Annotated in this window: 12 protein-coding genes; 5 read left to right on the top strand and 7 right to left on the bottom strand. The window is 59.8% G+C overall.

Annotation, left to right across the window (positions count from 1 at the left end):
* On the top strand, positions 1–244 hold a 244-nt coding region (locus tag EOA22_RS18830; protein ID WP_164755623.1), incomplete at its 5' end, for an alpha/beta hydrolase.
* A 26-nt stretch (positions 245–270) separates the two neighbouring features.
* On the opposite strand, the gene EOA22_RS18835 is transcribed toward EOA22_RS18830, so the two are convergent.
* The 4 genes from EOA22_RS18835 to EOA22_RS18850 form a co-directional block, all read right to left on the bottom strand.
* Positions 271–1,611 (bottom strand): sorbosone dehydrogenase family protein, encoded by a 1,341-nt coding sequence (locus tag EOA22_RS18835; RefSeq protein ID WP_013531543.1) that lies wholly within the window; start codon positions 1,609–1,611, stop codon positions 271–273.
* Positions 1,608–2,048 (bottom strand): DUF2231 domain-containing protein, encoded by a 441-nt coding sequence (locus EOA22_RS18840; RefSeq protein WP_050580528.1) that lies wholly within the window; start codon positions 2,046–2,048, stop codon positions 1,608–1,610. The genes EOA22_RS18835 and EOA22_RS18840 overlap by 4 nt, the downstream gene beginning before the upstream one ends.
* A gap of 132 nt (positions 2,049–2,180) precedes the next feature.
* On the bottom strand, positions 2,181–2,798 hold the full coding sequence (locus EOA22_RS18845) for an alpha-ketoglutarate-dependent dioxygenase AlkB (RefSeq protein WP_063168028.1): 618 nt from the start codon (positions 2,796–2,798) through the stop codon (positions 2,181–2,183).
* 390 nt (positions 2,799–3,188) lie between these two features.
* On the bottom strand, positions 3,189–3,938 hold the full coding sequence (locus EOA22_RS18850; RefSeq protein WP_127390135.1) for a Crp/Fnr family transcriptional regulator: 750 nt from the start codon (positions 3,936–3,938) through the stop codon (positions 3,189–3,191).
* Positions 3,939–4,509: 571 nt separating this feature from the next.
* Between EOA22_RS18850 and EOA22_RS18860 the strand changes: the two genes are divergently transcribed.
* The 4 genes from EOA22_RS18860 to EOA22_RS18875 all read left to right on the top strand — a co-directional run bounded on the left by EOA22_RS18860 (position 4,510) and on the right by EOA22_RS18875 (position 5,928).
* Positions 4,510–4,809 (top strand): PRC-barrel domain-containing protein, encoded by a 300-nt coding sequence (locus EOA22_RS18860; protein WP_013531539.1) that lies wholly within the window; start codon positions 4,510–4,512, stop codon positions 4,807–4,809.
* 62 nt (positions 4,810–4,871) lie between these two features.
* Positions 4,872–5,318: a GFA family protein gene (locus EOA22_RS39555; RefSeq protein WP_063168030.1), complete on the top strand. Its 447-nt coding sequence runs from the start codon at positions 4,872–4,874 to the stop codon at positions 5,316–5,318.
* An 80-nt stretch (positions 5,319–5,398) separates the two neighbouring features.
* Positions 5,399–5,599, top strand: coding sequence for a KTSC domain-containing protein (locus tag EOA22_RS18870; RefSeq protein WP_013531537.1), 201 nt, complete (start codon positions 5,399–5,401; stop codon positions 5,597–5,599).
* A gap of 164 nt (positions 5,600–5,763) precedes the next feature.
* Entirely contained in the window at positions 5,764–5,928 is a 165-nt protein-coding gene (locus EOA22_RS18875; protein ID WP_013531536.1) for a hypothetical protein, read from the top strand.
* A gap of 57 nt (positions 5,929–5,985) precedes the next feature.
* Here the strand turns inward: EOA22_RS18875 and EOA22_RS18880 are convergent, their stop codons facing one another.
* The 3 genes from EOA22_RS18880 to EOA22_RS18890 all read right to left on the bottom strand — a co-directional run.
* Positions 5,986–6,198, bottom strand: coding sequence for a hypothetical protein (locus EOA22_RS18880; protein WP_063168031.1), 213 nt, complete (start codon positions 6,196–6,198; stop codon positions 5,986–5,988).
* A gap of 91 nt (positions 6,199–6,289) precedes the next feature.
* Positions 6,290–6,529, bottom strand: coding sequence for a hypothetical protein (locus EOA22_RS18885; RefSeq protein ID WP_013531534.1), 240 nt, complete (start codon positions 6,527–6,529; stop codon positions 6,290–6,292).
* Positions 6,530–6,736: 207 nt separating this feature from the next.
* On the bottom strand, positions 6,737–7,608 hold an 872-nt coding region (locus tag EOA22_RS18890), incomplete at its 5' end, for an acetate kinase (protein ID WP_127390136.1).

Genomic DNA, 7,608 nt, shown 5'->3' on the forward strand with positions numbered 1-7,608 from the left:
CTTTGATTGGTATCGCGCGTTCAAGCAGGATGCCGAGGCCAATGCCCCGGCGCGCATCGAAGTTCCGATCCTTTATATCCGCGGCGACGCGGATTTTGGATCGATTGACGATTACCTCGAAGGTCTGAGGATGTCTGGCGCAAAGAACCTGCAAGGTCACATGATCGCCAACTGCGGCGAATTCCTGCCGATCGAGGCACCGGCAGAATTCGTCAAGGCGCTGGTGGAATTCGCACCGAGATAGTGAAGCGATCAGCGTTATGCAGGTGCCTACTGGCTCGTGGAAGTTACGCGCCAGACCGTGTTCCCGACATCGTCGGCGATCAGCAGCGCGCCGGATTTGTCGACGGCAACGCCGACGGGCCGCCCGTGCGCCTTGTTGTCCTTGCCGAGGAAACCGGTGACGACGTCCTGCGGCTTGCCATCTGGATGACCGTCTTTAAACGGCACGAAAACGACCTTGTAGCCGTTGAAGCTCTTGCGGTTCCAGCTACCATGCTCGCCAACAAAGGCGCCGTTGCGATAGAGCTCCGGCAGGTTGGTTCCAGTGTAGAACGTCAAGCCCAGAGGTGCGACGTGGGAACTCAAGGCATAGTCGGGAGGGATCGCCTTGGCGACGAGGTCCGGCCGCTGCGGCATCACGCGCGGGTCGACATGCTGACCATAGTAGCTGTACGGCCAACCATAGAACGCGCCGTCCTTGACCGAGGTCATGTAGTCGGGAACCAGGTTAGGACCGAGCTCGTCGCGCTCGTTGATCACAGCCCACAGCGCGCCGCTCTGCGGCTCCCAACTCAGCCCGTTGGGATTGCGCAGGCCGCTCGCGAAAATACGATAGCGGCCAGTGGCCCTGTCGACTTCCCAGATGGCGGCCCGGTCCTTTTCCGCCTGGATGCCGTTCTCGGTGATGTTGCTGTTGGATCCGATGCCGACATACAGCCGAGACCCGTCGGGGCTGGCCACGAGAGACTTTGTCCAGTGGTGATCGATAGGTCCGCCGGGCAATGGCGTCAGCACGGCGCCCGGCGCGGTGATCTTGGTGTCGCCCGACGTGTAGGGATAACGCACGATGGCGTCGGTGTTGGCGACGTAGAGATCGTTGCCGACCAGGGCCACGCCAAAGGGCGAATTGAGATGATCGAGGAAGACCTCCTGGACATCGGGCAGACCATCGCCGTTCGTATCCCGCAGCAGGGTGATACGGTTGCTTCCTTCGGTGCCGCCGCCCGAGGTCGCCATCGACTCGATCCAGCCCATGATCAGGTCTTTCGGCCGCTTGATCGCGGCACCGGGCGGCGCCACGGATTCGACCACCAGAACGTCACCATTCGGCAATGTGTAAAGCGAGCGCGGATGCCTCAAGCCCTTGGCAAAGGCCTGGATTTGCAAACCCTTGGCGACGGTCGGCTTCTCGTCTTGTTTCCAACCGACGACCGACGCGACATGCATGGGCGGCACCAGATACTGAATAGGTTCAGGCAGCGTCGGGTTTGCTCCGACCTGATCGGTGGGATCCGGTTCGTTATCGCTGCATGCGGGCAGCGCCAAAATCGATCCGAACAGCAGACCGAGGCTCGCGATACGCCGGATATGTCTGGCGGAGACATTCATTCGACCACCTCCACTTGAGTGTGGCCGGAGCTCCATCCCAGCAGTCCCAGCAAGAGGATAACGATCACGGCGACGGCGGACAGGATGAGCCCCGTCGGCACGACCGAGGTCCAGGCATCACGGCTGTGCACCAGTGCGTTGAAGAGCGATATGACGAGCACGACGAGGCTGCCAAGGAGATATGGCCATGCAGGCCCGGCTTGACGGGCAAGTCGGCCGGTAGACAAATCGACAAGTGCTGCAAGGACCGCGAGCACGCCTACAACCAGGCCGGCAAGGAGCAGCCAGGCGGAAAAATCTGCCCACATCATTTCAGCGCTTCGCCAATAGGCAACGTCGGTCAGCAATGTGCCGACGAAACATGCGTTTGCGACCGCCATCGGCGTTTTATGGAACGGACGCCTGGCTGCCACCAACACGGATCGGGCACGGGCCATGGACATTCTCCACCTTTGAAGCTGTACCTGTCCTCCAAACCAACTTGTGGTTGGGAGGTTCCCGGAACCGTTTTGCGTTCAAGAACTCGTGATGGCGCTGGCAATGCGACAGAACGGCTCGGCGCGCGATGCTCATGCGGAGTTGGCGCGCAATGTCCTCAAGGTGATCGAGTAGCGGTGCAGGTCAACCGCCGGAATGCTGTGCTCCCATTCCATGCGCGATGGTCCGGTCATGAGATACGCCGACCTTGGTTCGACGACGATGGTCCGGCGGTCCCATTTGGTGCCATTCTTCCGCCGGAGCCGGAAGCTGCAAGGCGCCAGCAACGAAACACCCGCAACGTCTTCGAAATGAGGCTTGTCTCGATGCCAGCCGATGCAGGCGCCGGGCCGGTATTCGTTGATCAACACTTGCGCGAAGGCGTTGGCGGGCCGGCCTGCCAACGCTGCGATCTTGTCGCGCAGGGACAGCAGGAAGTCAGGGATCGGCGGCGCCTCGACGACCTGGCGTCTGTCGTAGTCGTAACGCAGGCCAAAACCGACGACGCGCCGGTTTGCCAGATGGCCATGGAAATCGAACGCCTCGAACGGCAGGCCTTCCAGATGCCGGGCGAGTTCCGTTTCTTCTTGCGCCGTGATCAACTCGGGCTGATAGAAGAAACCTTCCGGTAGGTCGTCGGCAGCACCAAAGAGATCGTGCTGAAGCCCGGATGAGCCGGAGTCGAGTGTTTTCGATTTGGGTGTCGCCATCCCAGCTAAGATGGTGAAGGCCAGCCCGCCTGGCAATATCGGAACCTGGCCAGCCAATCTGCACCCACCCTGCGGACGTCACCACAACGACGGACAGGGCCTGCCAATCCGGATTTTATCGAGGGACTGTATTCAACTCAGGATTTCGCGAGCATGCCTTGAACGCGACCGAGGGAGTTTGCGTGCATGTACGTACGGTTCTTACCAAACCGTGAGCTTTCGTTGCCAGTTGCTTGTCGGCAACTAGATTGGCAACGCGGCATCCCCAAAACATGCCGCAGTGGCCGGCGCGGGTTTAGGCAACGGTGTCTCACCGGCATCATCGCGCCGGCCACTCGAAATGTCCGCTGGCGGCTCTGTGGCGGAGAAGCCTCTGTTGGCCCGGCGCGCTCAAACGAGAGGCCGCTCCTGCCTCGCGGGATGGTTCGAGCCCAAATCTCCGATCAGCCGGCGGTACTGGGTTTCGGGTGGACCGTAAGAATCTCGCGCCAACGTCATGAGACCGTCTCGATCGCGGATCGTAATCTCTCCGCGGCGCGCTCGGATATAACCGTAACTTTCGATCATCTGGAGGCCGACGGTAACCCCCGGACGCCTCACACCAAGCATGATGGACAGAAATTCATGGGTTATCATAAGCCTGTCGCCGACAGTGCGGTCGCTGCACATCAAAAGCCATCTTGCCAGTCGAACTTCCAGGCTCTGCCGCGCGTTGATCGATGCCGTATAGCTTGTCTGAACATGGAAATATTGGACATAGCGCAACAGGAACGACCGCAATGTAGGGCTGTCCTCCAGGGCTTCGACGAAGGGGGCAGCCTCTATCCGGAGAGCCTCGCATGTCGACTGGACGTAACAATCAAAGTTGGCCTGGTCGTCCCCCATGACCAGGGCCGAACCGGTCATTCCTTCGAACCCGATGATTCCGACTTCGGCTTCGGTCGCAGGCGAAGTCCTCGCCACTACCGAGGCCAGCCCGCTTTCCAGAAAATAGACGGCTTCGATCTTCTGCCCCGCGGTCTCCAGCGGCGCGCGCAACTCAAGAAAAACACTCGCCAGATGCGGACGTAGCCGCGCGAAATCGTCCGCGCTCATCCGGCGAAGCAATTCGCTCTTGGCTTGCAGTGTCTGGTAATCCACGAGACTCTTTTCCCTTGGGCAAGAGCACTGGGATCTCTTAGCCGGCCGCGCCCGTCGAACGAGCGGACGGTAACGAACCATAGACTTCGTCTCGCGCAGCACTAGACGGGCGGGCGCGTTGGTATGAAACCGACAGTTACTGCTGAAGACTCGAAGGCCTTGTTGGCTGACTATCTTTCGCCAGCAAACGAGCCTCCCGCAGGATAGAGGCGCGATCGAACCCGAGGAGCGATATGATTTCGCGTATCTGTTGTTCAGTGGCGCCTGTATCCCGCGCCAGCGCGGTCATCGCGCCCAATGGCAGACCGGGGTGCTCGGGCTCCTTCGCCGTGCAACACCATGCCTCGTGATGGGCAAGAGCGATGGTCACTCCCAAGCGTCAGCGCCCCAACTGTGCTGCTGACGATTTCCTTTTGTACGCTTCCGTACGGAGCTTTGCGAGTCAATTCGGACGGAGGCTGAGTTGAGGCTTCTAGCGTCCTTGCGTCGTCCGTCCGTCGCCCCCGGAATTGTTCGGAACGATTGCTCGGCTGAGAGGTTCAAATATTCCACCCAACAGGAGTCTCGAAAGATGGATCACACCAACCACGTACGCCTCACAAGCACCGAACTGACACCAGACATTCTCGAAGACGCCACGATTTACGACGCAGACGACAACAAAGTCGGCAGCGTTTCGCATGTGCACGGCTCAGGAGCCGCCAGTCAGGTCGTCATCGATGTCGGCGGCTTTCTCGGCATTGGCGCCAAGCCGGTGGCCGTTCCCGCAAGCCAGTTGGAATTCATGCGCGATGAAGACGGCGACGTTCACGCGGTGACGAACTGGACCAAGGATCAGCTCAAGAGCATGCCCGAGCATCACGATGCATGATTTCAAGGACTTCACCTTGAACGGGAGCGGCCACTCGGCCGCTCTCTCTTAGGCGCAACAGGGTGGACAGACGATGCGGCGCGAAAACCGGAGCCTGCTTCTGCGGAGGGATCGCCGCAGCCCTGGACGGAGAGCCTTTCTGGATATGCTACGATCACGACGACGATTGCCGCCGGGCCATCGGAAGTCCGCTGACGATCTGGGTTGGTTACCGGCCGAAGCAATTTCAGCTCCTTAGAGGGACGCCGAAGGCCTTTTCCCAAACGCCAGGCGTCACCCGCACGTTCTGCCCAGACTGTGGAAGCTCGATAGGCTATAGCGACGAAGGCCTGCCGGACGAGTTCTATGTGACGATCGGCTTCTTTGACAACCCTGAAGGGTTTCGGCCGCAAGCCCATGCCTATTGGGACCTGAGGCTGCCGTGGATCGAGTTTGATGACAGCCTGCCACGCATCGACCGATATTCAAGGAAGCGCGACCCGAAGTTCGGCAACCCGCGCGACCGGTAGTCGCGGTGCGTGACGCCAGGATATCGGCGGAACCTGACGATCGCTAACGGGTTATTCGGGCAGACCTGTCGGGTGCGACCATGCCATCGACCGTGATCCGAAATGCGCAATACGATCCCGCCACCAGGATCCTGTCGGTCTGGTTTGTGCCGAGCGGCAGACGCTACGAATATGAGGATGTTGCACCGGCAACTTATGCCGCTTTCACCAAAGCTTCCTCAAAAGGCCGCTTCTTCAATGAGTTCATCCGCGACCGCCATCGGTACCGCCGCGTGGCGTGACAAGTTTGGACATGAGCAGGCGATGCACGGAACCTGACCGGCATCGTCTCGTTGACGTCTCGTCATCGAAGCAGGCCAGGCAACGAAAGTGTTCATCTGGACATGCTCAGGTGTTCGCACCGGCAAAGATCGATCGGAAAAGGCTTCAAGGGAGTTCAAGAGCCATGACGGCCAAGAAGCAGAAGACCGAAAGCAAGGACAAGAAGGCATTGCGCTTGGCAGAGACCACCGACGTCTCACCCAAGCAAGCCAAGGAGCTCATGCAAAAGCATGGCAAGGACAACCCCAAGGTCGAGAAGGAAGCCAGAAACTTCAAGGCGGAAGGATAGGATCCGCATGAGGCGACCTGTATGGCCCCTGCAGGTGATCGGCCAGGCAATTCGGGATTAAGGGGGTGCCCCGGCCTTTTCGGCCGCGAGCGCAAAAGGAAAGCGCAGCACCAGGTTGCGGTTCTCGTCAAAAATCTCGAAGGTCAATCCGGTACGCAGCGGCCTGCCATGCAGCAGCTCTTCGGCAAGGATTTCCTTCGCCGACGCCATCGCGTTTTCCTCAGCGCTCGCGAGATCAGAAAATTCCTGGCCCTCGGGATCCTCCTGCAAGCTTCCGCTCTCATCTCGAAGGTCGAAAAAGTACCTGGACATGCCGACTGAACTCCTGCTCATCGCGACGGTAGCATCGGAAGCGCCAGCCTCAGACTTCAGTGCCTGATGTCCCCGGATTGTCGAAGAGCACAGCGAGGCCATGCTCGATGGCGCAGGCCGCTATCAGATCATCGAAGGCCTTTCCTGAAAGCGGGCAACTTGGCATCACCTCTCGAATTGCGGTCCCGGCCTTGGCGGTAGAGATCACATCGTGGCGTTTCTTGCGTGTCTCGACATATTGCTCGACCAGGATTTTCAGGCGCCTCACCGCAACGTCGTCCGTAAACATGGATTCCTCAGCCAATGCCTGAAGTAAGGCTGTCGGCCTGATCATCGGCCGACGATCTCGGGGTTAGCCGGGATTGCTCGCACAATATTTCTATGGGCAGTTGGTTCCCCCGACCGCTTGCTTGGTAATTTTCGTACAGGGAATACCCTTGCCCGGGCTTTCATCGGGCCGAACCGACAGCCGATTTTCCGATGCCGAGGCGAGCGTTCAGGCTTGCATCACCATGCGGCTGTGACGTGCAACGACACTTTCCTCATCGGTCGCAATCACGCGTACTTCCACCTTGCTCTCGGGACGACTGAGGATCTCGGCGTGGGTGTTGTTGGCGCGATCTTCAAGCACCACGCCAAGCCAGGTCAATTTTTCGCATATGGCCTTGCGGATGGTCGCGGACCGTTCGCCGATGCCGGCGGTGAACACCAGGCATTCAAGGCCACCCATCGTGTTTGCAAGCGCCGCGGCCTCTCTCGCGGCGCGAAAGGCGAAAAGCGCCATCGCCTCTTGCGCGCGAGGATCATTGCTCGCTTCGAGCGTCCTCATGTCGCCGGAAATACCGGATACGCCGAGCAGGCCCGACTTCTCGTAGAGCATCGCCTGCAGTTCTTCCGCCGCGATGCCTCTTTCCAGCAGGAAATACAACAGCACGCCGGGATCGATGGCGCCGCACCGCGTGCCCATGACGAGGCCATCCAGGGCCGAAAAACCCATCGTGGTATCGATGCTTTTGCCCCCGTGCAGGGCGCAAAGACTTGCCCCATTGCCGAGATGGGCGACGATCGTGTGTTTCGCCGCGAAAATTGGCGATATCTCGCTGAGCCGCCCGGCGATGTATTCATAGGAGAGACCGTGGAACCCGTAGCGGCGCAAGCCTTGCTCTTCATACTGGCGCGGAAGGGCAAAGCGCCGCACGAGCGGATCGATCGTCTGGTGGAAAGCGGTGTCGAAACAGCCAACCTGTGGCAGGTCCGGTTGCAAGGCGGCTATTGCACGGACGGGCGCGAGACTGCGAGGCTGATGCAGCGGAGCAAGCGGCGTAAGTTTGTCGATGGCGTCGATGATGTCTGGGGGCAGACGGACAG

It is taken from the genome of Mesorhizobium sp. M7A.F.Ca.US.014.04.1.1, assembly GCF_003998745.1.
Taxonomy (GTDB): domain Bacteria; phylum Pseudomonadota; class Alphaproteobacteria; order Rhizobiales; family Rhizobiaceae; genus Mesorhizobium; species Mesorhizobium ciceri.

Excerpts from the sequence above, each read along its gene's own strand:
- EOA22_RS18835 (WP_013531543.1), bottom strand. The coding sequence starts at position 1,611 with ATGAATGTCTCCGCCAGACATATCCGGCGTATCGCGAGCCTCGGTCTG.
- EOA22_RS18840 (WP_050580528.1), bottom strand. The coding sequence starts at position 2,048 with ATGGCCCGTGCCCGATCCGTGTTGGTGGCAGCCAGGCGTCCGTTCCAT.
- EOA22_RS18845 (WP_063168028.1), bottom strand. The coding sequence starts at position 2,798 with ATGGCGACACCCAAATCGAAAACACTCGACTCCGGCTCATCCGGGCTT.
- EOA22_RS18860 (WP_013531539.1), top strand. The coding sequence starts at position 4,510 with ATGGATCACACCAACCACGTACGCCTCACAAGCACCGAACTGACACCA.
- EOA22_RS18870 (WP_013531537.1), top strand. The coding sequence starts at position 5,399 with ATGCCATCGACCGTGATCCGAAATGCGCAATACGATCCCGCCACCAGG.
- EOA22_RS18875 (WP_013531536.1), top strand. The coding sequence starts at position 5,764 with ATGACGGCCAAGAAGCAGAAGACCGAAAGCAAGGACAAGAAGGCATTG.
- EOA22_RS18885 (WP_013531534.1), bottom strand. The coding sequence starts at position 6,529 with ATGTTTACGGACGACGTTGCGGTGAGGCGCCTGAAAATCCTGGTCGAG.